Source organism: Pelotalea chapellei, from assembly GCF_018531195.1.
GTDB classification, from domain to species: domain Bacteria; phylum Desulfobacterota; class Desulfuromonadia; order Geobacterales; family Pseudopelobacteraceae; genus Pelotalea; species Pelotalea chapellei.
Genome location: NZ_JAHDYS010000006.1, coordinates 161,696 through 185,139 on the forward strand (window position 1 = coordinate 161,696; position 23,444 = coordinate 185,139).

At 47.7% G+C, this 23,444-nt stretch carries 24 protein-coding genes and 1 tRNA gene; 11 read left to right on the plus strand and 14 right to left on the minus strand.

Annotated features, from left to right (window positions below; translation table 11 throughout):
• Positions 1-34: 34 nt before the first annotated feature.
• The 4 genes from kdsB to KJB30_RS08300 all read right to left on the minus strand — a co-directional run bounded on the left by kdsB (position 35) and on the right by KJB30_RS08300 (position 4,248).
• On the minus strand, positions 35-796 hold the full coding sequence (gene kdsB / locus KJB30_RS08285) for a 3-deoxy-manno-octulosonate cytidylyltransferase (protein WP_214297909.1): 762 nt from the start codon (positions 794-796) through the stop codon (positions 35-37).
• A gap of 119 nt (positions 797-915) precedes the next feature.
• The gene (locus tag KJB30_RS08290; RefSeq protein ID WP_214297911.1) at positions 916-2,145 is read right to left on the minus strand and encodes an EAL and HDOD domain-containing protein; all 1,230 of its coding nucleotides are present in this window, start codon (positions 2,143-2,145) and stop codon (positions 916-918) included.
• Positions 2,146-2,265: 120 nt separating this feature from the next.
• Positions 2,266-2,739: a cytochrome P460 family protein gene (locus tag KJB30_RS08295; protein WP_214297913.1), complete on the minus strand. Its 474-nt coding sequence runs from the start codon at positions 2,737-2,739 to the stop codon at positions 2,266-2,268.
• Between the two features lie 39 nt (positions 2,740-2,778).
• Complete coding sequence (locus tag KJB30_RS08300) at positions 2,779-4,248, minus strand: flagellar assembly protein A (RefSeq protein ID WP_214297915.1); 1,470 nt, start codon at positions 4,246-4,248, stop codon at positions 2,779-2,781.
• 278 nt (positions 4,249-4,526) lie between these two features.
• Here KJB30_RS08300 and KJB30_RS08305 point away from each other — a divergent pair, with 278 nt between their 5' ends.
• From KJB30_RS08305 to KJB30_RS08335, 7 genes are read left to right on the plus strand one after another with little or no spacing between them, the layout of a single operon-like run.
• Positions 4,527-4,994, plus strand: coding sequence for a deoxycytidylate deaminase (locus KJB30_RS08305; protein ID WP_214297917.1), 468 nt, complete (start codon positions 4,527-4,529; stop codon positions 4,992-4,994).
• Positions 4,991-5,443: a transcriptional regulator NrdR gene (gene nrdR / locus KJB30_RS08310; RefSeq protein ID WP_214297925.1), complete on the plus strand. Its 453-nt coding sequence runs from the start codon at positions 4,991-4,993 to the stop codon at positions 5,441-5,443. The genes KJB30_RS08305 and nrdR overlap by 4 nt, the downstream gene beginning before the upstream one ends.
• 37 nt (positions 5,444-5,480) lie before the next feature.
• Positions 5,481-6,587: a bifunctional diaminohydroxyphosphoribosylaminopyrimidine deaminase/5-amino-6-(5-phosphoribosylamino)uracil reductase RibD gene (gene ribD, locus KJB30_RS08315; protein WP_214297927.1), complete on the plus strand. Its 1,107-nt coding sequence runs from the start codon at positions 5,481-5,483 to the stop codon at positions 6,585-6,587.
• A complete protein-coding gene (locus KJB30_RS08320) occupies positions 6,572-7,213 on the plus strand; it encodes a riboflavin synthase (protein WP_214297929.1) in 642 nt (213 codons plus the stop codon). Before ribD ends, KJB30_RS08320 begins: the two co-directional genes overlap by 16 nt.
• Positions 7,214-7,248: 35 nt before the next feature.
• The gene (locus tag KJB30_RS08325) at positions 7,249-8,454 is read left to right on the plus strand and encodes a bifunctional 3,4-dihydroxy-2-butanone-4-phosphate synthase/GTP cyclohydrolase II (RefSeq protein WP_214297931.1); all 1,206 of its coding nucleotides are present in this window, start codon (positions 7,249-7,251) and stop codon (positions 8,452-8,454) included.
• A complete protein-coding gene (locus KJB30_RS08330; protein ID WP_214297933.1) occupies positions 8,455-9,003 on the plus strand; it encodes an epoxyqueuosine reductase QueH in 549 nt (182 codons plus the stop codon).
• On the plus strand, positions 9,000-9,212 hold the full coding sequence (locus KJB30_RS08335) for a DUF2905 domain-containing protein (protein WP_214297935.1): 213 nt from the start codon (positions 9,000-9,002) through the stop codon (positions 9,210-9,212). Before KJB30_RS08330 ends, KJB30_RS08335 begins: the two co-directional genes overlap by 4 nt.
• A gap of 73 nt (positions 9,213-9,285) precedes the next feature.
• Here the strand turns inward: KJB30_RS08335 and fdxA are convergent, their stop codons facing one another.
• Complete coding sequence (gene fdxA, locus KJB30_RS08340; protein WP_214297937.1) at positions 9,286-9,453, minus strand: 4Fe-4S ferredoxin; 168 nt, start codon at positions 9,451-9,453, stop codon at positions 9,286-9,288.
• Positions 9,454-9,697: 244 nt separating this feature from the next.
• Between fdxA and KJB30_RS08345 the strand changes: the two genes are divergently transcribed.
• Positions 9,698-10,963: an acetate kinase gene (locus KJB30_RS08345; RefSeq protein ID WP_214297939.1), complete on the plus strand. Its 1,266-nt coding sequence runs from the start codon at positions 9,698-9,700 to the stop codon at positions 10,961-10,963.
• A gap of 69 nt (positions 10,964-11,032) precedes the next feature.
• On the opposite strand, the gene KJB30_RS08350 is transcribed toward KJB30_RS08345, so the two are convergent.
• The gene (locus KJB30_RS08350) at positions 11,033-11,830 is read right to left on the minus strand and encodes a tetratricopeptide repeat protein (RefSeq protein ID WP_214297941.1); all 798 of its coding nucleotides are present in this window, start codon (positions 11,828-11,830) and stop codon (positions 11,033-11,035) included.
• A 131-nt stretch (positions 11,831-11,961) separates the two neighbouring features.
• Here KJB30_RS08350 and ptsP point away from each other — a divergent pair, with 131 nt between their 5' ends.
• Positions 11,962-14,310 (plus strand): phosphoenolpyruvate--protein phosphotransferase, encoded by a 2,349-nt coding sequence (gene ptsP, locus KJB30_RS08355; protein WP_214297943.1) that lies wholly within the window; start codon positions 11,962-11,964, stop codon positions 14,308-14,310.
• Positions 14,311-14,327: 17 nt separating this feature from the next.
• Here ptsP and KJB30_RS08360 read toward each other — a convergent pair whose 3' ends face one another.
• From KJB30_RS08360 to KJB30_RS18440, 5 genes are all read right to left on the minus strand, one after another.
• The gene (locus KJB30_RS08360; RefSeq protein WP_246545579.1) at positions 14,328-15,287 is read right to left on the minus strand and encodes a PQQ-dependent sugar dehydrogenase; all 960 of its coding nucleotides are present in this window, start codon (positions 15,285-15,287) and stop codon (positions 14,328-14,330) included.
• 282 nt (positions 15,288-15,569) lie between these two features.
• Positions 15,570-16,889, minus strand: a complete 1,320-nt coding sequence (locus KJB30_RS08365) for a J domain-containing protein (RefSeq protein ID WP_214297947.1) — start codon at positions 16,887-16,889, stop codon at positions 15,570-15,572.
• The gene (locus tag KJB30_RS08370) at positions 16,886-17,599 is read right to left on the minus strand and encodes a DnaA/Hda family protein (protein ID WP_214297949.1); all 714 of its coding nucleotides are present in this window, start codon (positions 17,597-17,599) and stop codon (positions 16,886-16,888) included. Before KJB30_RS08370 ends, KJB30_RS08365 begins: the two co-directional genes overlap by 4 nt.
• Before the next feature lie 2 nt (positions 17,600-17,601).
• Complete coding sequence (gene ruvB / locus KJB30_RS08375) at positions 17,602-18,621, minus strand: Holliday junction branch migration DNA helicase RuvB (RefSeq protein WP_214297951.1); 1,020 nt, start codon at positions 18,619-18,621, stop codon at positions 17,602-17,604.
• Between the two features lie 174 nt (positions 18,622-18,795).
• Positions 18,796-19,119 carry a hypothetical protein gene (locus KJB30_RS18440; protein ID WP_367618951.1) on the minus strand — a complete coding sequence of 108 codons (324 nt, stop codon included), beginning with the start codon at positions 19,117-19,119 and terminating at the stop codon, positions 18,796-18,798.
• A 9-nt stretch (positions 19,120-19,128) separates the two neighbouring features.
• Between KJB30_RS18440 and KJB30_RS18445 the strand changes: the two genes are divergently transcribed.
• The gene (locus tag KJB30_RS18445) at positions 19,129-19,650 is read left to right on the plus strand and encodes a hypothetical protein (RefSeq protein WP_367618952.1); all 522 of its coding nucleotides are present in this window, start codon (positions 19,129-19,131) and stop codon (positions 19,648-19,650) included.
• Between the two features lie 268 nt (positions 19,651-19,918).
• Positions 19,919-19,993: transfer RNA gene (locus tag KJB30_RS08385), tRNA-Val, on the plus strand.
• A gap of 214 nt (positions 19,994-20,207) precedes the next feature.
• Here the strand turns inward: KJB30_RS08385 and gcvPB are convergent.
• Genes gcvPB through gcvH form a run of 3 tightly spaced genes read right to left on the minus strand, consistent with a single transcriptional unit; the run spans position 20,208 to position 23,406 of the window.
• Positions 20,208-21,656 (minus strand): aminomethyl-transferring glycine dehydrogenase subunit GcvPB, encoded by a 1,449-nt coding sequence (gene gcvPB, locus KJB30_RS08390; protein ID WP_214297953.1) that lies wholly within the window; start codon positions 21,654-21,656, stop codon positions 20,208-20,210.
• Positions 21,647-22,993 (minus strand): aminomethyl-transferring glycine dehydrogenase subunit GcvPA, encoded by a 1,347-nt coding sequence (gcvPA, locus tag KJB30_RS08395; protein ID WP_214297955.1) that lies wholly within the window; start codon positions 22,991-22,993, stop codon positions 21,647-21,649. The genes gcvPB and gcvPA overlap by 10 nt, the downstream gene beginning before the upstream one ends.
• Positions 22,994-23,034: 41 nt before the next feature.
• Complete coding sequence (gene gcvH / locus KJB30_RS08400; RefSeq protein ID WP_214297957.1) at positions 23,035-23,406, minus strand: glycine cleavage system protein GcvH; 372 nt, start codon at positions 23,404-23,406, stop codon at positions 23,035-23,037.
• Between the last annotated feature and the right edge of the window lie 38 nt (positions 23,407-23,444).

Sequence of the window (23,444 nt, forward strand, 5' to 3'; positions counted from 1 at the left end):
TGCTGACTGCTCCTGTCGGGAGGGTAAATCGTGGTTAAGGTAAGTGTTTGAAGCGCTCTCTGGCTTTGGCCAGATCATCGGGCGTATCTACGCCGATAGATTCGAATTCGGTCTCAACTACACGAATACGAACTCCATTCTCGACTGCACGCAGCTGCTCCAGTTTCTCGGAGGTTTCCAGAAATGTCGGGGCCATGGCGGCAAATTCAATAAGAAAATCACGCCGATAAACATACAGACCGACATGTTTGTAGCAGAGGAGTTTACCGCTTGCAAATGACTCGTCCTTAAGATCCTGCCATTTGTCCCTGAAAAATGGGAGCGGAGATCGGGAAAAGTACAAGGCATTTGAATCTCGATCGGTTACAACTTTGACTACATTAGGGCTGAGGAAGTCATGCAGACACTTAATGCGCGTCTTGAGTGTCCCCATACGCAGGGTTGAATCATCCAGTAACGGCCTGATGGCCTGATCAACCATTGCCGGCACAATCAGGGGCTCGTCACCTTGGACATTAACTATGATGTCGGTATCAAGTCCAGCAGCAACTTCAGCCAGACGATCCGTGCCGGTTTCATGACCAACCCGTGTCATGCAGCATTTTCCGCCAAAGGCTTTCACCGCATGCTGAATTCGTTCATCATCCGTAGCAACAATGACGGTACTAACCAGCGATGCACATGCTGTACGTTCATATACATGCTGAATCATCGGCTTTCCGCCTATTTCGGCCAAAGCCTTGCCCGGAAAACGCATGGAAGCGTAGCGTGCTGGAATGACTGCAGTGATGTTCATGTGGAAAGTACCTGTGAAAAAAGGCGTTGAAGCAACGAATTTTGGTGTCCTATGGTAGGACGTGTAAGGCTACATCAAAAGGTTGAGGGTGTCAAGGGGACATGGCCCAGCTGTTCATATCAATCTTCCATTATAGTTGCGCGCCAGTTGAATGCCTCCAGCTGTGCACTAAATAACTGATCAAGAGTGATCCCGCACTGACTGAGCAGTGGCTTGACGGCGTCAAAATCAGTCAGTTCGATACGTTCTACAAGATTTAACAGACACCCAAGCTGGCCCTGCCGGTCGAGCAGCGCATTGCTGACATCATCGGTCAGATTAAGACTCTGAACAATCTCGCTCATCTCCATTTCAAAAAGCACGTCCAATAGAGAAAGGATGCCGGTCATAAAGGCCTCTTCGGCCTGTTCATTGGAGAGACCTTTCTGTACAACCAGCAACTCCATCAATATTCCACGAACCGCCGCCATTTCCAGCAAGGGGTTGTTAATTCCACGGGTATCATTACCTGCGAATAAGGAAAGCTGAACCCAACGTCGCAGGTGATTCATTCCCAGGATTACAATGGCATGCCGCAGTGTCTTAATCTTCTCCCGTATCCCCAGCGCTACGGAATTAACCAGGCGCAGCAGGTTATAGGAAAGACCCGGATTTTCTTTAAAGGTCTGTTCTATTTCAGTGAAACTGGCTTCTACGGATAGTTGCTGCAGAAGTTTTAGCATTGCAATGCCTGACACATCAATACGACGTTTATTAAGCACAACTGGCCGTGCAAAAAAATAACCCTGAAAAAGATCGAATCCCATCGAGAAACAGTTTTGAAATTGTTCAACTGTCTCGACCTTCTCAGCGAGGATCTTTACCGGCCACCGCCTTAATTCTTTAACAATCGTCGGCAGTTGTGCGGCATCGGTCTGAAGGATATCTATCTTGACAATATCTACAATTTTATAAATTTCGACATGGTCGGGATTGTAGATGTGATCGTCCAAGGCGAGCTGAAATCCAAGTTTTTTCAGCTCCCGGCAACGCTCGACAACCTCCTGGTCCAGCTCAATAACTTCAAGCAGTTCAAGAACGGTATGTTCCAGCGGAAGCAGTTCCAGTACCTCAGACAAAAGCAGATTGAGATGGATATTGATAAAACCAAATTTGCCCCCCAAAAGCTCATGAATACCGAAAGTTGACAGCGCATTGGTAATAACGCTGGCACTAGCGTGGGAATAGCTTTCAAAATCAGCATGATCAATGTCAGCCGACCGGAACAGCAGCTCAAACCCTACGATTTCCTGGTTGCGGTCTAGAATCGGCTGACGGCCAAGAAAAAAGTTCTCCTGTGGAGTTTCCATGGTGTTTCCTAACACGGCACGTCCTGTACGACATATTCATTCAAATGTGCTGTTAACTTAGTCACTAGAATTGCGGTGCCTTGTGTAAAAGGAGCCAAAGTTAAAAGCATCTGCTGTTTTTTATTTTTTGTAATCATCAATGGTGGATATTACAAATTGACGTTGACTTGCATCCTTTTGATGACATCCAAAGCAGGTGGTTACTGGATCCAGGCCACTTGGCTTTCCGTCCGCACCATATCCGGCAAATAACCACCCTCCAGTTTCCTGCTTCTTCTTATCCTTACGCATCATCACAACCATATTTTTAGGACCATCGACGGAAGCATTTTCTTTGATATTAAAAAACTCAACAACAATTGTACTTCCTTCGACAAAACGGTTGCCGGCTCGGTACCCCTGCATAGCCTTAGAATCAGCATACATGTAGTGGATTCCGTAAAAAAGAGAACTTTTATCAGTCACTACCTTACGCTGGCTTTTTTGCCAGGTGGTATATTTTTTAGGTAGAGGAGGAGCGGTAGCGGCAGCAGCCATCAATGGAAGAAACAGCAAAATCAACACAACACCAGCCAGGACTTTCTTTGTTTTCATAGCATCTTCTCCTAAAAAGTGTATTTCTTGAACATGTTCTTACTGAGGCAGGATCACTTTCCGTCTGAAGTTGTATTCCTTCACAAATGCACGTTCGATATCTACTGCTTTAACATCCAAACAGGTCATGGAAAGGAATCGCAACCCACCCTCAATGGTATCCTCAATTGCCGTAAAAGGTCCTTTTCGTTCGTCAAGCTTCTGCTTCCCCTCTAAGCTGAGGCACAAATATGTATTATCATACATCATTGCTTTTACGTTGACTTTTGGATTGGATCTCTCATCAGTATACTTCTTGAGTGCCATGAGTCTATCCGACAGTTGTGCTCTTTCTTTACGAAGAATTTCCATATCTTGAAAAGAGCCGGCTTGCTTGGTTTGTTCGCTGTTCTTCTCAAGATCTTTCAAAAGGCAGGAAAATTCAGCCAGAGTTCGGTAATCAATACCCGCTCGAAGTATTGTTTTGATTGATGAAGCAGAACCGGCTTTTTTTGTTTCTATCCCTCCTAAGGCAGTACAACTTCCCCCGGCAATAGCTCCTTTGTTAACAATAATCCTGCCCAGGGATTGAATATGACAGTTATGAATTTCAAAATCAGCCATAACATCGCCAGCACATTCCACAGCACAATCATGCAAGAAGTTGGCTTTAATGGAGCCACCACAGGTGATGGTACCCTTCTCCTGCCCATCCATCCCGCACAACGAGACATCTCCATCGCTTTTAATGATACAGGCACCGATATTGCCGTTAACCCTCAATCCTTTAGCTGCATACACATTAAAACCATCCAATATATCTCCACGAACTTCAACGAATCCGTTGAAGATTATAGATCCGACTCTAAAATCAACATCTCCGGAGACTATGTACTCCTCTGCTATAGAGATTTCCCCAGAAATCATACATATGCGACCCGCAGCTTCAGCCAGCAGCACATTACCATTCTCACCGCAAACACGAATGTATTGTCCTATTTTTAAATTCAGCGGTTTGCCTGGTTGCGGCGGAATTACCTGGCCAAGGACATTTTTTCCAGCGGTGCCCGGCTCAGGAGAAATAATAGTCCCTATTTCCTCTCCGGGAGTAATGTTCATAAATGACTGCACATTATGAAAGTCGATGTCTGCGGTTTCATCAATATCATGCACAACGACTATCGACGGGCTGACCTTATATGACAGCCACCCATCCTGGCCAGCAATCGGCGGCGTGCCAACTGCAACCGTGACCATGCTCAAAGTCTTACCAGCCGCTGCCATAACCGCAAAAGCATCAATCACCTCTTGAAGAATACCTTCCCTTACGCTGGACAGGGCCAGATAATTCATCAAATCGTCGCGGGTCATCATGCTGCCCTGCTCCCTGGGCACATAACTGCACCGACATTCAAGATTATCTTCAGATATCCAGACGTAAAAACTGTAACCCAGCTTTTTGTATTCCTTACCCGCTGGAGAGGCATCGCACACACCAGAAACCGTTGTTTGAGCAATTACTGTGTCCATTTAAAAGTACTCCCTGCAAGAGTTGGAAACCATGTAAAGGATTTTCGGCATATTAACATGACCAACATAAGGATTAAAAAAGAAAAAATCTATTCTCTTTGATGAACAGATCAGTACTTCTGCACAGGGCCTGCAGCATGGATTGAATTGATTGAAAGAGATCCTTATCATTGAGTATTTTGACGGCACAGAGGTGCAATGTTTAAGACCAGCATATGAGTTGACCTAATGTAGATATTGAGGTAGTTTATCCAATTATTCTATCTGGAGAAACAGATATGCAACGTCCATCATGGGACCAGTATTTCATGGATATAACACACCTGGTAGCCACCCGCTCCTCATGCCTTCGCAGGCAGGTTGGTGCTGTGCTTGTCAAGGAGCGTAATATCCTCGCGACCGGTTATAACGGTGTCCCTTCCGGAATCACCCACTGTAACAGCACCGGATGTCTGCGTGAACGTCTCAATGTTCCTTCCGGTGAACGACACGAACTCTGCAGGGGATTGCACGCTGAACAGAATGCAATCATTCAGGCAGCCAAACATGGCACGAATATAAATGGCGCAACCCTCTATTGCACTACCATGCCGTGCATAATCTGCTCAAAAATGATCATCAACGCCGGAATAACCAAAGTAGTGTACGGCGAAGGATACGCCGATGAGCTGGCCCGTGAAATGATCAACGAAGCCTCAATAGAAGTAATCCACTTCTCAGCTGATAAGAAAGGCGCAACGCCATGAAATGTCCGTTCTGCGGCAATCCAGACAGCAAAGTTGTGGACTCTCGCCCCGACAAAGGGGGCACAGCAATTCGTCGACGGCGGGAATGCGAACAGTGCGCAAAACGCTTTACTACACATGAACGCATAGAAGAAATGTTGCCACAGGTCTGCAAGAAAGATGGTCGCCGCGAACCTTTTGATCGCATGAAGATCATTGCCGGAATAAAAAAGGCTTGCGAAAAAAGACCAATCTCGGTGGAAGAGATCGAGCGGATGGTTGATCGACTTGAAACAAGATTGCAGGAATCAACAGAAAAAGAGATTTCCACCACACTTATTGGTGAGTGGCTCATGAAAGAACTGCACAACATGGATGAAGTCGCCTATGTTAGGTTCGCATCGGTCTATCGTTCTTTCAGAGACATCAATGAGTTCATGCAGGAGTTACAGGATTTGTTGAAAAAATAGAGAGCCCGCCTGTTTTTATTTTCATAGGAAAAGAAGAATGTCCATACCAGATTTAAAGCATATGAAGCGTGCCCTTTCCCTCGCCCGCAAAGGAATGGGGAAAACATCTCCCAATCCTGCAGTGGGATGTGTGATCGTCAAGGATGGGGTTGTCATCGGTGAGGGATGGCATAAAAAAGCCGGTGGCCCCCACGCAGAAATATTTGCCCTTGAAATGGCCGGCACAGCAGCACGAAATGCAGATGTGTATGTAACATTAGAACCTTGCTGCCACAGCGGCAAAACGCCTCCGTGCAGTGAGGCCCTCATAGCTGCCGGAGTCAAGCGAGTCTTCGCCGCAATGGCGGATCCAAATTCCAAGGTAAATGGCAATGGGTTTCGAGCTCTTGAAAAAGCTGGAATTATCACTGAATGCGGTTTGATGGAAGATGAAGCTCGTGCTCTCAATTTGGCATTCATCAAGCATGTCACAACTGGTTTACCTTATGTAATTTACAAATGTGCCATGACACTGGATGGCAAAATCGCCACTTTCACCGGAGAATCCCGCTGGATATCGGGAGCAGAATCACGCCGGTTTGTCCACCGCCTGCGCTCCCGCTGTGATGGTGTCATGGTAGGTGTTGACACCATTATTGCCGATGACCCCCAATTAACTGTTCGACACGTCAGAGGTAAAAATCCGTGGCGCATAATAGTTGACAGCACGCTGCGTACTCCGGAAAGCGTTAATGTGTTGAGCGAGTCACTTGCACAAAAAACCATTATTGCCACCACAGAACAGAATCCTCGGGTCCACCTCCGCTATCTCCAGCGAGGCGTTTCCATCCTGGTTTGTAGAGAGAGGAACGGTAAAGTGGATATGGAAGACATGTTAAAGCAGCTGGGAGAAAGGAATATTCAGTCAATCCTGCTGGAAGGTGGCAGTCGAGTGGCAGGTGAAGCCTTGAAACAGGGGTTGATAGACGAGTGTATCTTCTTTTATGCACCCAAGGTGATTGGCAGCGACGGATTCTCACCACTGGCCATTACGGGAATCAGCAGCATGGATAAGGCATTGATTTTTACCGACGTCTCCGTACAGAAAGCAGGACCCGACATTATAATCACAGCACGGCCGGAGCAGCCATGTTTACAGGCCTGATCGAAGACATCGGCAGGATATCTGCCTTCGAGCGACGTGCTGGCGCAGGCATTTTACGGGTTGAAACCACCCTCCCCCTTGCAGAAATCGCGCTTGGGGATTCAGTTGCAGTTAATGGTGCCTGCTTGACCGTGACGGGCAAAACCAGTTCCATTCTCACGTTCGATGTTTCACCAGAATCTCTCGCCGGAACTACCCTTGGCACTCTTGGAAGTGGAAGCCGGGTAAATCTGGAACGAGCTTTACGATTGGGAGACCGCATGGGGGGCCACATTGTTACCGGTCATATTGATTGCATTGGCCAACTTTCCCGACTGCAGACGGTTTCCGGCAACAGGATTCTCGAATTTAGCCTGCCCGCTTCATCATTACGTTATCTGGTGACGAAAGGATCCGTCGCTATTGACGGAATCAGTCTGACCGTCAACACTGTTTCCACCGAGAGTTTCTCCGTCAACATCATTCCGCATACCTTTTCATGCACTACCCTTGCAACTGTCACAACTGGCCAGTCGGTAAACATTGAAACTGATATAATCGGAAAATACGTAGAGCAATTAGTGCAACCTTGGAAGTCAGGTGGTGGACTTAGCATCCAGACACTAGCCGAAAACGGATTTTTATAGCATCACAAGTCAAAGTTAAAACGGAAAGGAAGATCATGTCGGTAGCAAGCATAGAAGAAGCGATTGAGGATATTCGCCAAGGTAAAATGATCATTCTCGTGGACGATGAGGACCGAGAAAACGAGGGTGACCTGACCATGGCCGCCGATGCTGCAACCCCTGAAGCGATTAACTTCATGGCCCGATACGGTCGTGGACTAATCTGCCTGACTTTGACTCCCGAGAAATGCGATCAACTCGTGTTAAGACCGATGGTAAGGGACAACACCTCCCCTTTTGAGACTGCCTTTACCGTTTCCATCGAAGCCAAGCACGGTGTCACTACAGGCATTTCCGCCGCCGATCGTTCTCACACCATACTTACTGCTGTTGCAGACGATGCGGGCCCCCAGGATCTTGTAAGTCCGGGACACATTTTCCCATTACGCGCCAAAACAGGTGGTGTTCTGGTTAGGACAGGACAAACGGAGGGTTCTGTAGATCTTGCGCGCTTGGCGGGACGTAAACCAGCAGGTGTGATCTGTGAGATTATGAACGATGACGGCACCATGTCACGCATGCCGGAACTCAAAGTTTTTGCACAGGAGCATGGCATCAAGATCTGCACAATTGCTGATCTTGTTGCCTACCGTCTTAAAAATGAACGATTGGTGCGCGTAGTAGCAGATGCCCACCTCCCTTCACGTTATGGCGGTGACTGGCGGGCCATTGCCTTTGAAAATGATGTCGACAAACAGGATCATTTAGCACTGATAAAAGGGGATATCAGCGGAGACGAACCGGTTCTAGTACGGGTTCATTCCGAGTGTCTGACAGGAGACGTCCTTGGCAGCCAGCGCTGCGACTGCGGCGAGCAGCTGCATCGTGCCATGGCTATGATTGATCGGGAGGGTCGGGGAGTTATTCTCTATATGCGCCAGGAAGGGCGCGGTATTGGCTTGATCAATAAGCTAAAGGCATATGAGCTACAGGACAAGGGGCGGGATACGGTGGAAGCGAATCTGGAGCTTGGATTCAAAGCAGATCTTCGCGACTATGGTATTGGCGCTCAAATTCTCAGTTCTCTCGGGGTTCGAAAAATGCGCCTCCTTACTAACAATCCCAAAAAGCTGATAGGCCTTCAGGGATACGGCATTGATGTAGTTGAGCGTGTTGCCATTGAAGCGATAGCCACTCAAAGCAACAAGGGGTATCTGAAAACAAAACGGGACAAGCTGGGGCACATGTTGGAGAACCTATAAATGAAGATACTGATGCATACCTGTTGCGGGCCATGCAGCATTTATCCGTTGCATGTTTTGCGCACTTCAGGGCACGACGTTACTGGTTTCTTCTACAACCACAATATTCACCCGGCGCAGGAGTACCTACGTCGCCTCGAAGCTGTTAAACAAATGGCTGAACATGAAAAACTGCACATGATCATCAAGGACGACTATGACCTGGAAGCTTTCCTGACTAGTGTGGCAGCCAAACCGTCCGAACGGTGCAGCTATTGTTATTCTTCCCGACTGCGCATGGCAGCGGCAGCTGCAGTTGAACATGGTTTCGAAGCCTTTACCAGCTCACTGCTTTACAGCAGATATCAGCGCCACGATGAAATAAGAAGACTTGGAGAGCAGATAGCACAGGAATATGGAATTGTGTTTTTCTACCAGGATTTCCGTCCAGGCTGGCAGGAGGGGATCAGACTGTCCAAGGAAATACAGCTCTACCGGCAGCAGTATTGCGGTTGTGTTTACAGCGAAAAGGAACGATATTATTCCACTCCCAAGGCACCTAAATTATGAATGGCCTTGGACGCTCTCTTGTCACCATTGGCGTGGTGCTTGTAGTAGTTGGCCTCATTATTTCCCTGGGACCACGTATTCCCTGGATAGGCAAGCTGCCGGGAGATATTTACATTAAAAAAGAAAATTTCAGTTTCTATTTTCCCATTGGCACTTGCATTCTGATTTCACTGCTGCTTTCGTTTGTATTATGGTTGTTACGCCGATAAACATAAAAATATTACAAAAAAAGCCCGTCTAATAGACGGGCTTTTTTTGTAATGCGTGCATCACAACGCCTTATTAGGCATGGATTGCAGACACGGGACAGGTATCCACGCAGGCGCCGCAGTCAATACAGGTATCAGCGTCAATTACACGCTTGCTACCCTGTTCGCTGATAGCGTTTACCGGACATGAATCTTCACATGCCGCGCAGTTTGTGCATTCGTCAGTAATGGAATGGGACACGGTTTCACCTCCTTCTAAAATTGGTTTTCACAAGGAAAACTCTTTTTTTATTTATCACACCTGATTTTCAAAGTCCATACAAGAATAAGACAAGCAGCAAGCCGTTTTACAAAATGTATTGAATTAAGGTATACTCTATTGTATAAAACAAAAAATAGTTTTATTTCAGCCGGTTGTTTTAGTTTAGGTGATGATTTTTTATTGAAATTGTAAATAAATCTCTGTTTATTTTACAGGAGGCCCCATGATTATAATGGCATTGAACTGTGGTAGTTCATCAGTCAAGTATCAGCTTTTCGATTGGGAAAAAAAGGTGGTTGTGGCTAAAGGTATGGTTGAAAGGGTCATTATTGGTGATTCTTTTATAATGCATGAAGTACCCGGGCATGAGACCTATCACCATGAACATGATTGTCCTAATCACCAGGCTGCCATAGATCTGTTAATCAGGACCGTTACTGATCCTGGACATGGTGTCATCAAAAGCGTTGATGAAATTTCGGCTGTGGGCCACAGGGTTGTGCACGGAGGAGAAAAGTTTACCTGCTCCGTCCTTATCAATGACAATGTTCTTGACGCTGTGAAAGAGGTTCAGCACCTTGCGCCGTTACACAACCCGCCCAATATTGAAGGCATTGAGGCTGCACAGGCGCTCATGCCGCATGTACCGCACATTGCAATCTTCGATACCGCCTTTCATCAAACCATGCCTGAACATGCTTACATCTATCCTCTCCCTTATGAGTGGTACGAAAAACATCAGGTGCGTCGTTATGGTTTTCATGGCACCTCACACCTCTACGTATCCAAACGAGCAGCTGTCCTGTTGGGCAAAAAAGCTACAGATTGCAATATAGTCACTATGCATATAGGTAATGGGGTCTCCCATTGCGCCATCAAAAACGGGAAATCAGTCGATACAACCATGGGATTGACCCCTCTTGAGGGTGCTGTAATGGGAACCCGTTGTGGCGATATAGATCCAGCTATCCCTGCCTTTATGATGCAGAAGGAAAATCTTTCGGCAAAAGAAATAGACAGCATCCTTAACAAAAAGAGTGGTGTTATCGGTATTACAGGTCGGTTTACAGACCGGCGTGATGTTATTGAAAATGCGTTATCGGGCGATAAACGCTGCCAATTATCACTAGAGATAGAAGCATACAGGTTGAAGAAATATATTGGTTCTTATATGGCTGCTGTCGGCAAACTGGACGCTGTGGTATTTACTGCCGGCGTGGGCGAAATGGGCGCGGCAATCAGGGAAAAAGCTATCGAAGGCTTAGAGCATATCGGTATCAAGCTTGATCGCGAGCGCAATAAAGGAGCCATGACTCGTAAACGGGAAACCTTAATCACTACCGATGATTCACCGGTCAAAGTGTATGTGATTCCTACAGATGAAGAACTTGTTTTTACTGAAGATGTGGTTGCCATATTAAATGGCACATACACCGATCACATGCATTTCGAATATTCTTTTGCCCGTCCTGATTTCGTAAGAAAGTAAGTTTTTTACATCTGCTAACAGAAAAGCCGGCAAAAGCCGGCTTTTCTGTTTTGGTAATGTCACAGCCACCTAAGCTTTTAGTTCTTCTTTCAAACCTTCAATGACAGCTTTAACTTCTGCAATCATTTCCGCTGCCTGCGAAGATTTTTCATATTTAAGATACTTCTCGTAATATTTCACCGCATCCTGAAGATGCTCCTGGTCCATACAGATACTGCCAAGTGTAAGATAGGCCATACTGAAAGTTGGATCTAACCTGACCGCCTCACTGCATTCGTCCTCAGCCTCTTCCAGTTCATCCATATCATAGTACAACTCACCAAGATTAAAATGTGCAGCCGGATCATCTGGATCTATCTCTACCCCTTTACGGAAGGCCCCAACCGCACCCTCAACATCACCTTTCGAATATAGAGCGTCCCCAAGGGCATTCCATGCGAATACATTCTCTGCATCAAGTTCCAACGCCTGCCTAAATGACCTGATTGCCTCATCACTTCGTTCAAGATTGCCGTAAACAAGCCCGATGCTGACTAGTGCATCTCCATCCTCAGGATCAAGCTCATGTGCGCGGCTATAGCTGAAAATGGCCTCATTGTGCTTACCTGCCTCGAACAATAGATCTCCCATGGTTGTATATGCGTCAACATCTTCAGGGGCGATTTTCAAGCCATCTTTATAGCGCGCAATGGCTTCATCAAGCCGATTATCATCTGCCAACGCATCTCCCAGACAAAAACAGGCCTCGGCATCGTCGCGATGCTCTTCCCAATACTTTTCCAAAACAACTATCGCTTCTCTCACCTTACCTGCCTCCAGCAATTCGTTCCCTTTAACCAGCATTGCATCAAGCACTTTATCTACCATATTAACCCCCCACGCCTTTGTACAGGAAAGATATCAGACACAGCTTGGCTTTTCCAGCGATATCCCCCAAAACCTTTTACATCTTAAAAAATGTACACTATACTTTTCAAAAATTAAAATCGGGATCGTAAATGAAAGCGAATTACCATTCCATGGGTCTACGCACACTAGAAGATATCAGTTCAATCATCCTTCACTCCCATGATCTTCAAGAGACGTTGGATAATATTGTCACGATTGTAGCAAAGAGAATGAGAACAGATGTCTGTTCCATTTACCTTTTGGAAAAGGATGGAGAGACGCTGATTCTTAAGGCCACAAAAGGTCTTTCAAAAGCATCGATCAATCGCACCTCCATGAAGGTTCATGAAGGCCTTTCGGGACTGGTAGTAGAAAGCCGCGGTATGGTAATGACTGACAATGCACCTGCCCATCCGCGCTACAAATACTTCAAAGAGACACGCGAAGAAAAATTTCTTTCCTTTCTTGGCCTGCCACTGTTGGAACGCAAAAATCCTATCGGAGTCATTGTCATCCAGACCCGTGATCCGCGGCGCTTCAATGATGCTGAAATTAGCACCTTGCGTACCATCACCTTCCAGATAAGCAGCATTGTTCACAGCGCACGTCTGCTGGATTCTATTCAGAACAAGGAACAGGAGCGCGCCTGGTTTGAGCAGGAACTGGCCAAGGTTAAAAATGGCTCTTCTCATCATGACCTTTCAACCAACAGAACAAGCAATTCCACTGCTGGTATCCGTACATTGTCAGGCACATCGGTATCAACAGGTTTTTGCCGGGGCAAAGTCTACATTCTCGATCGTTTCAGCGATAAGGTCATTAAAGTGGCCAGAGTTGGAACGAAAGCTGAAGAGCAACGTAAATTCACCCTGGCATTGGAAAAGGCTAAAATCCAGACTTTATACATGGAAAAGCGCGTTGGAGAAACGCTTTCTGAAGATGATGCCGCCATTTTCCATACCCACCTGATGATCCTTGAAGACAGAAGCTTTATAACCAAAATTTCTGATCTTATTGAGCAGGGAGTTGGAGCAACCCGAGCTGTCCATGATGTTGTTCACCACTATGTTCAAGCTTTTGGAGCAATGGAAGATCCCTACCTGCGGGAGCGTTCGGCTGACATGGAGGATATCGGTCGCCGCATCATTGATGTACTTGAAGGGAATGACAATGCTCCTCTCAAACTCAGAGAACATCGCATCATTGTGGCTGAAGAAATTTTCCCTTCAGATTTGGCATTGCTTGATCACGATAAAATCCTGGCTATTGTTACTGAGAAAGGCAACATCTACTGCCATGCGGCGATTATGGCAAAGTCCCTTGGCATTCCAGCTGTGCTGGGGGTTAAAGGACTTATTGCCGCGGCCAATGTCAGAGACGAGATGATTGTTGACGGCAGTTCCGGTTACGTGTACCTCAACCCTGACGAAGTAGTAAGACAAGAGTATGAAAGATTGGAGCGGGATCATGCAGTCCGTCTGAAAGAGATGGAAGGGCTCCGTGATCTGCCGGCAGTCACCAGCGACGGGAGCAGAATAACGTTGAATGCCAACATCGGCCTTCTATCGGATATTCGGGTAGCCAATCTCCACGGTGCGGAGGGTGTAGGACTATACCGTACCGAATTTCCTTATATGACAAGGACCGCCTTTCCAAATCGAAATGAGCAGGCTGCCCTATACCGCAAAGTTCTGGAAGGTTTTCCCAATCAGACAGTTAATATACGGACACTTGACATCGGTGGTGACAAAGGTCTGCCATATTTCCCGTTTCCCCACGAAGACAATCCCTTTCTAGGGTGGCGCTCCATCCGCTTCTCTCTGGAGCGGGAGGATATTTTTCGTGAACAGCTAGCAGGCATTCTGCTTGCCTCTCCGGCTGGACATCCCACAATCATGTTTCCGCTGATTTCTTCAGTGGATGAAATCAGGCAAATTCGATTCATTCTGGCGGAAGTCAGCAAAGAGTTGCATCAAAGTGGACATGATACACTTCAGAATGTTCCACTCGGCATCATGATTGAAATTCCTGCAGCCGTCCAGATTGTGGATTTCCTTCTGGAGGAGGTAGACTATGTCAGCATCGGCACCAATGACCTGATCCAGTACACCTTGGCGGCCGACCGAAATAACCAAAGAGTTAAGCAATATTACGATCCGCACCACCCGGCGGTGCTACACTCGATCAAAAGGGTTGCCGACGCCGCCGCCCAGGCCGGAAAAAAAGTTTCTATCTGTGGTGAGATGGCAGCTGATCCCCTCAACGCATTGCTGCTGCTTGGAATGGGCATCAGGGAGTTCAGCCTTTCAGCGCCAAGCATTCCCCTGGTAAAACAGGCGATCCGCGCCAATCCTCTGGAGGAATGTCAGCGGCTTGCCGAAGCAGTTCTTATTTGCCGCAGCAGCTATGATGTAAGACAGGTACTTTTAGAAGCACGCTCTACTCTGCAGCTTTCTTAAAATCCCTGGTGCCGACACTATTTTTTGCGGTAGCTGAGCCGATAAATGGCACCTGATTTGTCGTCTGATATCAACAAACTACCGTCAGGCATTACCTGCAGATCCACTGGACGTCCCCAAGCTGTTCCCTTCTGAAGCCATCCCTCGGCGAATACCTCATATGACTCAGCCCGTCCCCCCTTGAGCCTGACCAGGGTCAATCGATAACCGAGTGGCTCACTCCTGTTCCAGGAACCATGTTCAGCTATAAAAATCTGATCTTGGTACTGTTTCGGAAACATTTTTCCCGTATAGAAGCGCATCCCCAACGATGCAACGTGGGGACCCAGCTCCATTTCCGGAAGAGTAAATTCCTCAGCTTTGTGTCCCATTCCAAATTCCGGGTCAGGTATGTTGCGGCCATGCCAGTACGGAAATCCGAAATGAAGACCAGGGCCGGATGCGCGATTCAGTTCATCGGGGGGCTTGTTATCCCCAAGGCGGTCACGTCCATTGTCTGTGAACCAGAGTTCACCAGTCTGGGGATGCCAATCAAACCCAACGCTGTTACGTATGCCCTTGGCAAATACCTGCAGTTCTTTTCCATCCGGATTCATGCGCATAATAGAGGCATATCGCTGATCCTGTTTCTCACAGATATTACACGGGGCACCAACAGGCACGTAGAGTTTGCCGTCCGGTCCGAACCTGATGAATTTCCAGCCATGATTTGTTTCGGATGGAAAGGTATCATTGACTACAACAGGTTGAGGTGGATTCTCCAGATGACTTTCAATGTTGTCGAAGCGCAGCACTCTGCTGTTCTCAGCCACATAAAGTGAGCCATTACGAAAAGCAACACCATTTGGCATGTTCAACCCGCTGGCAATGGTAGTCACTCTCGAACTCTTTTTACCAGTTTGCCCTGCTGCAATGGCATAAACCTTTCCTTGGTCCCTGGTGCCTATAAATAAAGTGCCCTTTTGTCCAAGAGCCATGGAACGGGCTCCAGGAACGTCCCGTGAGAAAACTTCGATGGAAAAACCGGGAGGAAGTTTGATGGAGGAAAGATAAATGTTTGCAGCGAGGCAAGGGGAACCAAAGCAGAACGGGATAGAAACACAAAAAAACAGACACTTGAGATGATTCACCGTTAAATTAAAATGCGAACCAACCATAAACACCCCTGCTTGATCGTAATTTATTTAACAAGTTGGTATTTAGTATGTATCAGGGCTGATGTTTTGCAAGGAAGGCAGCTAGCAAGAAGTTATTGGAGTTCATTTTCCATGACGCCACTCAAAGTTGGCCGCTTTACATGTCGAAAGCATTTGACGAAAACGACTCAACCCATCATCAGTTATGTTGGTACCGCTGCAAGTGAGCCATTTCAATCCCTTCATTTCGGCAAGGTTGAACAACGCAGCATCACCAATGGCTGTATGGTAGACGTAAAGGCGGCGCAGGCCATGCAACCCCAGCAGCTGACGTATTCCGTTGTCGCTGATTAAGGTATTGGAGAGGTAGAGTTCTCGCAAGCCAGTGAGCTTTTGCAAATGCACCAGAGCAGTATCGTCCACACCATGCAGGAATAAAGCCTGGAGATCCTCTGGTAGCAAAGCGTCAAGAAAACCGAGTTTCATTGCCATGTCACCCTTGACATCCAGTCGGATTGCTTTATCCAGAAAAACTTCCCGCACCCCTCGGGCGGTGCCCAGACGTTTCCAGTCCCGAAAATCGACTGAGTCACTGCTACGCTCATAAAGAACGCCGCATGCCTCTGAGGGAAAGCGTATCAGCCGCGTTTCAGGAGTATTTCCATGCAGATTTCCTGCATGATCTCCCTGCAGCACTGCCAATCGCCTGCGAGTTCTAGAAATATCCAAATCAACTCTAGCAGCCATTTCAGCCATCAAATCAATCCCATCGACCATGGCCTCATCAACGCGTACCTTAAAATGGAAAATATCTGTTTCCTTCAGCTCCTCGACCTGCTGAGCAAAAGCATGAATATCCTGCTCAGCCCGAGCAATCAAACGAATAATCCGTACCAACTCCATGGCAACATCAACTCCTGAAACAAGCTCAGGCCCTTGTTCCCAATCACACAGGATACCCTCCAGCACCCTACGATCTCCATTCTCATAGGCATGGTTCGCCATTGCCATAAGCTCTTGCCTTCTGAAACGTTCATCTTCATCTGCGGAAAGGTCAGGATGGATTGTTTTAGCCACTTCTCGGTAAAGCTTTTTAAGGTTCATCTGGGGAGTGTTCTGAGTGCTGTCCAGATCGTCGTCCAAAAGATCGGTGCGATGGCTAAACTGAGCGAAGGTTTCCTCATATACCGACGAAGCATTACCATCAACTGGATCTTCAATTCCAAGCAGTCCCTTCAGCTGCCATTCCAGCTCCTCCAGCTCATGAATTTTCACGCCAAGAACCTGCTCATAAACCTGTTCAAACTGACGTATGTCGGACTTGAGCTCAACAAAGATCCGCTCCGACTCGGCCACTTGCCTTTGTACCAGGGTAAGTTGGTCCCGTTTGCGCCCTAATTCAATCTCTTCAGGTGTTTTAAGACGATTCCGGTAGGGACTCATTCCAGCCCCACATTCATGTTCAATTCATTCGCTTCCCGAGCTAGCGAAACGGTAATTTTTCTTTTTTTGGAAATGGAGAGCCGGTAGAGTGCTTCGAATGACTCAATTAAATCACCAACTTCCCTACTGGTAGTCATGAGGACATAATCAACCACATCATCGGGAACCCTGACCTGACGGTCATCAGCTATTTTCTTAAGAATCATGCGGCGGGAGGTATCATCAGAAGCATCAACTCGGGCAATCAGACCCCACAGCAGACGCGAAACAAGATGATCATCAAGCAGGGGCAATTCACGGGGATGATGTAGTCCGGCCAGCGCCAGTATACGACCGGAGGAATAGAAATCATTGAATAACTGCCATAAACCCGCGCGCAGAGCTGGATCATCACGAAGAAGATGCAAATCATCCACCATCAGTGCTGCAACATCCAGGGGTTGCTTGAAAAAATCATCAACTGTCAACACATCGGAACATGACAGTATGGGTACAGGACCAGATCCGGCTGCAACCAATGCCTGGCCGATAGCTTTCAGCAAATGGCTTTTTCCGGAACCGGAAGGACCGTAAAGATAGAGCAGGTTGTCAGCATCACCCGGATCAGCGACGCGGCGGGCAAACTGAAGTGCAGCAGCACTACCGTCACAGACAATAAAGCTATCAAAAGTGCAGATGGATGTTTTGGGGAAATCGAGAATCTGCTGCATGATCAAAACAGGTTGGCCTGAGCACCTTGGGGTGCAATGCGTCCAAAGTGCTGATAGGCGGCGAGAGTGGCTACTCTGCCGCGAGGTGTGCGATTTAAAAATCCGTTCTGTATCAGATAAGGCTCGTAGACATCCTCAATGGTATCGCTCTCCTCGCTGATTGCAGCAGCGATAGTATCGAGTCCAACCGGCCCGCCACCGAATTTATCAATAATGGTCAGAAGAATCCTGCAATCCATGTGGTCGAAACCCATCTCGTCAATTTCCAGTAGTTTAAGAGTATTCTGCACGACACTGCGAGTAATGACGCCTTCTGCTCTCACCTGGGCAAAGTCACGTACCCTGCGCAAAAGACGGTTTGCAATTCGTGGGGTACCGCGACTGCGGCGGGCAAGTTCTTCGGCACCCTGTGGTTCGATTCCTATCCCAAGAATACGGGAAGAACGTGTGATAATGGTGGCCAGTTCCTCGCAGGTATAAAATTCAAGCCGGGAGATAACCCCGAAGCGGTCTCGAAGGGGCGAAGAAAGAAGACCGGCCCGGGTAGTGGCTCCCACAAGAGTAAAATGGGGCAGGTCGAGCTTGATGGAACGGGCACTGGGGCCCTGACCGATGATGATATCGAGCTGAAAATCCTCCATCGCAGGATAAAGAATTTCTTCCACAACATGGGAGAGGCGATGGATCTCATCAATGAAAAGAACATCATGTGGTTCCAGATTGGTAAGAATGGCTGCCAGATCACCAGGACGCTCTATAACCGGACCAGAGGTTGACTTGATGCTGACTCCCATCTCACAGGCAATGATATTGGCAAGTGTCGTTTTGCCAAGACCAGGGGGACCATACAGGAGGACATGGTCGAGTGATTCTCCCCTCCCCTTGGCTGCATCAATGAACAATCCCAGGTTACCTTTGATTTTCTCCTGGCCGATGTACTCCTCCAGAGCGCGGGGACGGAGGGTAGCATCATAGGTAAAATCATCTTCATTTTTGTGGGGGTTGATGGCGCGGGACTGCATTGATTCTCCGTTTGCTGGCTAAATGCTGGTGGAGAACTATGACTTAATTTGGTCTGATTGTCAAAGGAGGAGTGGCATTCGCGACGGTCATCAGGCAGGACGTAACATAAACGTTAAAGGGCCGGTGAATAACAATTCACCGGCCCTTTTATTCATAGCTGCACGTTCAGTGCATTACTTTTTTTTGGTTGCCTTTTTGGCATGTGGTGCTGCTGTTGCTGCAGTCCCCTTCTGGGCAGCATCCCAGTGGTTCAGATTGTGAGCGATGTTGTGGCAATCGCCGCACTTGGCAAACTTGGCAAGCATTCCGGCCGGATGCGGAGTGCCGTGGCAGCTCTGGCAGGTCGGTACCATCTTGTGTTTTTCCTTATGACAGGTTACGCAGGCAACGGCCTTGTGTTTGGCGTCGCTGGCAGCAAGCAGGTCATAGGCTTTCTTGTGGCAAGAAGCACACATTTTGTTTGAAGTATCGGAAGCGTAGGTAACTGCTGTAGGCATATGAGCCTGGTGACAGCGCTTGCAGTCAGCGGCACCCATGTCGGCACTGTGAGGCTTATGGCACTGGGTACACTGCGGAATCTTGCCGTGAACATTGTGGCAGAAGCTGCAGGCCAGCTTGGTGTGTTTACTCGGGACCTGTTTCAGTTTGACGATCTGCGGAGTATGGCAGGTAAGGCATTCGTCAGTAATGTTGTTGGCAAGCTTGATAATCTTGGGTGTGTGAGGATTGTTGTGGCAACGCAGACAGTTAGGCAGTTTTTAGTGAGGCTTGTCGCTGTGGCACATGCTGCACTGGGGAATGACATTTTTCTTTACTGCGGGGGGATGGCCAACATGGCAATCTTGGCATGTAACATTGGTCTTATGTGCTCCACCGTTTGCCTCAATATCGGCAGGGGGGGCAGAGTGGCACTTGACACAATCCGCATTGCTCAAAGCAACTTTGGGCTTGGCCGGCTCAGCGCCGAAAGCTACGACAGACAACAAACATGTCATCGCAACAGACAGCAAGAGTCCTCTCAGGGGTGACAGCAATAGACGTTTCATTATTCCTCCTCTTTCAGATGTATACAGCCATAATCAAATGGCGTACCTAACGAACATTACATCAAAATTTTCCCACAAATACTGCCATCATTCCTTCCACCCGTCAAGTTAAACAGTATACAAAATACAATTCAACTTGACAAAAGCCACTGAATTAACGGACTAAATTTATCCGGTTTATTTTAAAATCTGAAAAATAGTGGGAAGGCTTGACAGAAGTCAGCTTTGTCTGGTATTCAATTCAGCACATGGGCGCTTAGCTCAGCGGGAGAGCACTGCCTTCACACGGCAGGGGTCACTGGTTCAATCCCAGTAGCGCCCACCATGAAATTGATCAGGCCAAGTCAGTACCCAACATCAGAATGCTGACAAATCCCCGCTACAAGCGATAAATTATCGCTTGTAGCGGGGATTTTGTTTATGACATCGTATTGTGGTTAATAGGATAAGACAATCGACAGATTAGCACGGGATTTATGAGCATCAATTAATTGATTCCTAGGGATAATTTTGCTCAATTGACAAGTCATTGATTTCGGTCACCACTGACAGCAGACATTCTGCTCGCGGGCCGCCTTTGTTTCATCCAAACGTGAAATCGGCATGGTCAGAGGGGCATCCAGAAGTGCCTGGGGATTATCTTCAGCAGTCTTTGCCGCCTCAATCATGACCTCGATGAATTCATCCATGGTCACTTTGCTTTCGGTTTCGGTCGGCTCAATCATGATTGCATCTTTGACTATCATTGGGAAATACACTGTTGGCGGGTGATAACCACGATCTATAAGGTACTTTGCAATATCAATGGCATGTACCCCATGTTTAAGCTGTCGTGAGGCAGAAAAAACACATTCATGCATGCAGGTCATATCGTAAGGCAGATCATAGTAAGGCTTGAGCCTTTCTTTGATATAATTCGCATTTAATACCGCCTGCTCAGACACCTGAATCAACCCCTCCCGACCAAGCATGATGATATATGCATAGGCTTTAGCCATGACACCAAAATTGCCGAAAAATCCGGCTGTCCGCCCAATGGTGCAAGGGTTGGAATTTTCAAGCATCAGCTTGCCGTCATCCTCCATCACGATTCGCGGTTGCGGTAGAAAAGGAATAAGAACCTCTTTTACTCCTACCGGCCCGGCACCTGGTCCCCCTCCGCCATGAGGGGTACCAAAAGTTTTGTGAAGATTGACATGCACCACGTCAAAACCAACATCACCCGGCTTTACCTTGCCCATGATGGCATTCAGGTTGGCACCATCGTAATACATAAGGGCATCGTGGGAATGTGCAATATCACTGATTTCTTTGATGTGAGGATTAAATAAGCCCAGAGTATTTGGGCATGTCATCATGACCGCAGCCACCTCATCATTCATGGCTTTCTTGAATAACTCAAGGTCCATGTCCCCATAGGGCGCTGTAGGAACAGTAATAATCTCATAGCCGGCAATTGCCGCCGAGGCCGGATTTGTCCCATGGGATGAGTCCGGTACAACCACATATTTCTTTTTGGATTTATTGCCTTTGGCAGCGTGATATGCTGCGATCAGAAGAATGCCGGTCATTTCTCCGTGGGCACCGGCCAAAGGCTGTGTGGTGACCTCATCCATACCGGTAATATCCGACAGCATCTGCCCCAGGTCATAGAGCATCCCCAAAGTGCCTTGACAGAATTCTTCACCTCCCGGAAGAAGCGCTGTCATTGGATGAAACGGTGCAAACAGGGCCGCAGAATTTTCCAGCACCTTGGCGTTGTACTTCATGGTGCAGGAACCGAGTGGGTAGAAGTTGGTATCTACCGAGAAATTGCGGCGGGACAGATTAGTAAAGTGACGAACCAGGTCGAGTTCAGAAAGTTCTGCCAGGCCGGCAGCCTCCTGGCGGAGCAGGGCTTGGGGTAATGCGCTGGCAGCTGGAACATCTGATGTCGGCAGTTTGATTCCGCGGCGCCCGGGAATGGATTTCTCATAAATCAGCTGCATAGCGCGACCTCCAGTTCCTTTACAAGCAAATCGATTTCCTTCTTGGTACGCTTTTCAGTTACTGTCACAACCAGAGCATTTTCAGAATCAGCAAAATAGCTGCTCAATGGTACACCGGCAACTATGCCCTTTTTCATCAAGGCACCAACGACCGCTTCGGCCGGTTTTGGCAGAAACAGGGTGAACTCGTTGAAAGTAGGGGCTGTCTGCAGCACGCTCACTCCTGCAATTCCGGCAAGCCGAGCCTTGGCATATTCGGCCTTGTCCCTGTTGAGTCGAGCCATTTCCACCAGACCTTCCTTTCCAACAGATGAAAGAAAAATCAGTCCTCTAAGAGCGCACAACCCCTGATTGCTGCAGATATTGGATGTGGCCTTATGCCGTTTGATATGCTGTTCACGGGCCTGCAGGGTCAGTACATAGCCCCGCCTGCCCTTTTTGTCGACAGTCTCACCAATAATGCGACCGGGCATATTTCGTATGGATGCCTTTTTGGCAGCAATAAAGCCAAAGGATGGACCACCAAAAGAGAGGGGGTTACCCAGACACTGCCCATCGCCGACAGCTATGTCTATGCCCATTTCACCTGGAGTTTTAAGCAAACCGAGGGATATGGGATACACTGAAGCTACAACAAGGGCGCCAACAGATTGAATCTGACCAACAATGGAAGAAAAATCCTCTATGCTGCCAAAAAAATTGGGGTTCTGCACTACTACGGCTGCGACTTCATCATTGAGCAATAACTTCAATGCCTCCTGGTGCAAGACACCATCAAGCGGTGGAACCTCGATAATTTCAACATCAAGATTATAAAGATAGGTTTTTAAAACCTGGCGAGAAAAGGGATTGACGCAACCATCCACAATGATCCTGTTCCTGCCGGTGATGCGAAGGGCCATCATGGCTGCCTCGGCACATGCCGTGGCTCCGTCATAAAGGGAAGCGTTGGCAACATCAAGCCCGGTTAACCGGCAGATTGAGGTCTGGTATTCAAAGAGCGCCTGGAGCGTTCCCTGGGAACATTCCGGTTGATAAGGCGTATAGGCCGTATAAAACTCTGCCCGCCCGGAGAGATGGTCTACCACTGCTGGTATGACGTGGTCGTAAAAACCTCCGCCGATGAAATTGACCATGTCACTGCTATTCTCGCCTGCTATGGTCTTCATTTTGTCGTAGGTTTCGAATTCCGAAAGCCCGGGTGGAATATTGAAAGTTTTGGCGCGCAATTCTGAGGGGATCGGTGCAAAAAGCTCCTCCATACTACTGATCCCGATGACTGAAAGCATTTCCTGGATTTCCTGGGGAGTATGAGGGCAATAGTTGCTGTCATTCATTGGTTACAATCTCCAGTTTATAAATTTGCTACCCACGCCGTTCAAAGAGTTTTCAAAAATTCTTCGTACTGTTCCTTGTTCATCAGGTTGCCAAGTTCAGCTTCGTCCGCAAGCTCCAGCCAAGCCATCCAACCTGCATCTTCAGCACTTTCATTAACGATCTCGGGGGCAGCATCCAGTGCTTCGTTGACCTTGGTCACCTTGCCTGAAACAGGGGAAAAGATATCACTGGCAGCCTTTACAGACTCTATGCTACCCAGCACTTCAAATTGCTTGACCGTTTTACCGATCTGCGGCAATTCTACAAAAGTGATATCCCCAAGTTCATGAGCCGCATGTTCGCTGATGCCGACTGCAGCGATTCCATCTTTGATTTTGACCCACTCGTGATCCTTTGTGAAATAGATACTCATCATACCCTCCTGTTTTTGTGTACTGTATGATTAACCCG

What these genes read in the sequence shown, in the direction of transcription:
- kdsB (WP_214297909.1), bottom strand. Translation starts at nt 796, where the DNA reads ATGAACATCACTGCAGTCATTCCAGCACGCTACGCTTCCATGCGTTTT.
- KJB30_RS08290 (WP_214297911.1), bottom strand. Translation starts at nt 2,145, where the DNA reads ATGGAAACTCCACAGGAGAACTTTTTTCTTGGCCGTCAGCCGATTCTA.
- KJB30_RS08295 (WP_214297913.1), bottom strand. Translation starts at nt 2,739, where the DNA reads ATGAAAACAAAGAAAGTCCTGGCTGGTGTTGTGTTGATTTTGCTGTTT.
- KJB30_RS08300 (WP_214297915.1), bottom strand. Translation starts at nt 4,248, where the DNA reads ATGGACACAGTAATTGCTCAAACAACGGTTTCTGGTGTGTGCGATGCC.
- KJB30_RS08305 (WP_214297917.1), top strand. Translation starts at nt 4,527, where the DNA reads ATGCAACGTCCATCATGGGACCAGTATTTCATGGATATAACACACCTG.
- nrdR (WP_214297925.1), top strand. Translation starts at nt 4,991, where the DNA reads ATGAAATGTCCGTTCTGCGGCAATCCAGACAGCAAAGTTGTGGACTCT.
- ribD (WP_214297927.1), top strand. Translation starts at nt 5,481, where the DNA reads ATGTCCATACCAGATTTAAAGCATATGAAGCGTGCCCTTTCCCTCGCC.
- KJB30_RS08320 (WP_214297929.1), top strand. Translation starts at nt 6,572, where the DNA reads ATGTTTACAGGCCTGATCGAAGACATCGGCAGGATATCTGCCTTCGAG.
- KJB30_RS08325 (WP_214297931.1), top strand. Translation starts at nt 7,249, where the DNA reads ATGTCGGTAGCAAGCATAGAAGAAGCGATTGAGGATATTCGCCAAGGT.
- KJB30_RS08330 (WP_214297933.1), top strand. Translation starts at nt 8,455, where the DNA reads ATGAAGATACTGATGCATACCTGTTGCGGGCCATGCAGCATTTATCCG.
- KJB30_RS08335 (WP_214297935.1), top strand. Translation starts at nt 9,000, where the DNA reads ATGAATGGCCTTGGACGCTCTCTTGTCACCATTGGCGTGGTGCTTGTA.
- KJB30_RS08345 (WP_214297939.1), top strand. Translation starts at nt 9,698, where the DNA reads ATGATTATAATGGCATTGAACTGTGGTAGTTCATCAGTCAAGTATCAG.
- KJB30_RS08350 (WP_214297941.1), bottom strand. Translation starts at nt 11,830, where the DNA reads ATGGTAGATAAAGTGCTTGATGCAATGCTGGTTAAAGGGAACGAATTG.
- ptsP (WP_214297943.1), top strand. Translation starts at nt 11,962, where the DNA reads ATGAAAGCGAATTACCATTCCATGGGTCTACGCACACTAGAAGATATC.
- KJB30_RS08360 (WP_246545579.1), bottom strand. Translation starts at nt 15,287, where the DNA reads ATGGCTCTTGGACAAAAGGGCACTTTATTTATAGGCACCAGGGACCAA.
- KJB30_RS08365 (WP_214297947.1), bottom strand. Translation starts at nt 16,889, where the DNA reads ATGAGTCCCTACCGGAATCGTCTTAAAACACCTGAAGAGATTGAATTA.
- KJB30_RS08370 (WP_214297949.1), bottom strand. Translation starts at nt 17,599, where the DNA reads ATGCAGCAGATTCTCGATTTCCCCAAAACATCCATCTGCACTTTTGAT.
- ruvB (WP_214297951.1), bottom strand. Translation starts at nt 18,621, where the DNA reads ATGCAGTCCCGCGCCATCAACCCCCACAAAAATGAAGATGATTTTACC.
- KJB30_RS18440 (WP_367618951.1), bottom strand. Translation starts at nt 19,119, where the DNA reads ATGCCTACAGCAGTTACCTACGCTTCCGATACTTCAAACAAAATGTGT.
- gcvPB (WP_214297953.1), bottom strand. Translation starts at nt 21,656, where the DNA reads ATGCAGCTGATTTATGAGAAATCCATTCCCGGGCGCCGCGGAATCAAA.
- gcvPA (WP_214297955.1), bottom strand. Translation starts at nt 22,993, where the DNA reads ATGAATGACAGCAACTATTGCCCTCATACTCCCCAGGAAATCCAGGAA.
- gcvH (WP_214297957.1), bottom strand. Translation starts at nt 23,406, where the DNA reads ATGAGTATCTATTTCACAAAGGATCACGAGTGGGTCAAAATCAAAGAT.